Genomic DNA, 1,903 nt, shown 5'->3' on the forward strand with positions numbered 1-1,903 from the left:
CTTGGCGGTGGAATTGCCATCTGCGGTGGCTTCCTCCATCGCCTGTTCCAGCGCGTCGCGCAGATCCTCCGGCAGGCTTTCCCAGAACTGCCGGTTCACGATCACCGCATAGCCCAGATAGCCGTGGTTCGAGAGGGTGGCATGGGCCTGCACCTCGTGCATCCTTTGGGTCAGCATGTTGGAGGGCGGGTTCTCGGTGCCATCCACCACCCCGGCCTGCAAGGCGCGATGCACCTCGCTGAAGGCCATGACCTGCGGCACCGCGCCAAGCGCCGCCATCTGCGCCTCCAGCACCTGCGAGGCCTGCACCCGCATCTTCAGCCCGCGAAAATCCTGCGGCAGGTGCAGCGGGCGATTGGCCGACATGATCTTGAACCCGTTATCCCAATAGGCCAGCCCGATGATCCCCTTGTCTTCCAGCTTGTCCAGCAGCGCCCGCCCCGCCGGGCCATTGGTCACATTGTGCAGCGCCTCATAGGAGGGAAAGATGAAGGGCAGATCGAAGACCTCGAATTCCTGCACCCCCAGCGGCGCGAATTTGGCAAGGCTGGGCGCCAGCATCTGCACCGCGCCCAGTTGCAGCGCCTCCATCTCCTCCTTGTCCTTGTAAAGCTGGCTGTCGGGATAGACCTGCACATCCACCGCGCCGCCGGTATAGGCTTCGGCCAGCGCCTCGAACCGGGCGGCGGCCTTGCCCTTGGGGGTATCCGGCGCCACGACATGACTGAATTTCAGCACAATCGGCTGTTGCGCTGCGGCGGGCGCCGCCGCCATCACCGCCGCCACCACCGAAAGCCAGAACCCCTTCCGCATGCCCATATCCTCCCGCCCCTCACGGGCTATTGTGGCATTCCACAATGGACAAGACCATGGCGCGGTGCCACAAAACTCTGCGTGTCGCCAAAGTGCGGGCCAGGTTGCGGGGAGGAACCGGCACGGAACACCAGACGCTTCAGCCGCCCGCGCCCTTGCCGCGCCGGGCCGACCCCGAGGCATGGGGCAGCGGGAACCTGATGGTGTCCCGCCGTCTTGACGTGCTGTCGCTGGTGCCGCTGGTGGCGATTGTCGCGCTGGTCGGGCTGGTCACGGCGCTGGTGTGGATTCTGGGGCAGGCCGATGCCGAACGCGCCCGCACCAAGCTGGCCACCGACGCGCTTTGGGTTGAACAGACCCTGCGCTTCCAGATGTCGGTGAACGAGGACATGCTGGCCCGCCTCGCGCTGGATGCCGCCGGTGGCGCCGCCGCCGCCGATCTGCAAGCCCGCGCCCGGGTGCATATCGCCGCCAACCCCGAAATGCTGTTCCTGCGCTGGTATGATGCCAAGGGCCAGCTTGTCGCCGCCGTGCCGGAAGGCGCGGGCGGCGCCGCCGAGGCGCAGCTGATGCGCCGCCTGCTGGCCGCGCCCGCCCAGACCGCGCGCCCGGTCTTTGGCCCGGTGGAGGCCGGTGTGGCGCCGATGGGCCTCCGGCTGCCGGGTGCGGCGGGCGGGGTGGTGCTGGCCGGGGTCTCGCTGCCGGTGATGTTTGATCGCCACATCCCGTGGTGGATCGCCGAGCAATATGGCGTCCGCCTTCTGCCCGCCGCAGGCCAGCCCGGCGCGGCGCATGAGGGCCGGAGCCTGAGCGAAAGCGCGCTGGCCGCCCGCCCATTGGCCGAACGTGCCCGCCGCCCCGCCGCCCCCGGCGCGCCGCAACATGCCATCAGCTTTGACCCGCCGCTGGCGGGCACCGTCTTGCAGATCACCGCCTATGACCGCCCCGCCACCTTCGGCAGCACGGCCATTCTGGCCGCCATTCTGGGGCTCGCCGCCTTTGCCGTGCTGGCGCTGGTGGTGCTGCATCGCAATGCCCTGCATCGCCGCCGCGCCGAAGATCGCCTGCGCGCCGAAATGGCCTTTCGCCG

Annotated in this window: 1 protein-coding gene and 1 pseudogene; one reads left to right on the forward strand and one right to left on the reverse strand. The window is 68.8% G+C overall.

Translation table 11 applies throughout. The features are described from left to right. On the reverse strand, positions 1 to 813 hold an 813-nt coding region (locus JNN06_RS04290; protein WP_291238359.1), incomplete at its 3' end, for a DctP family TRAP transporter solute-binding subunit. A gap of 200 nt (positions 814 to 1,013) precedes the next feature. On the opposite strand from JNN06_RS04290, the pseudogene JNN06_RS04295 reads away from it, so the two are divergent. Further along, positions 1,014 to 1,903 (forward strand): annotated as a pseudogene (locus tag JNN06_RS04295) (PAS domain-containing sensor histidine kinase); the annotation flags it as partial.

Source organism: Gemmobacter sp., from assembly GCF_016792925.1.
Lineage (GTDB): Bacteria > Pseudomonadota > Alphaproteobacteria > Rhodobacterales > Rhodobacteraceae > Gemmobacter.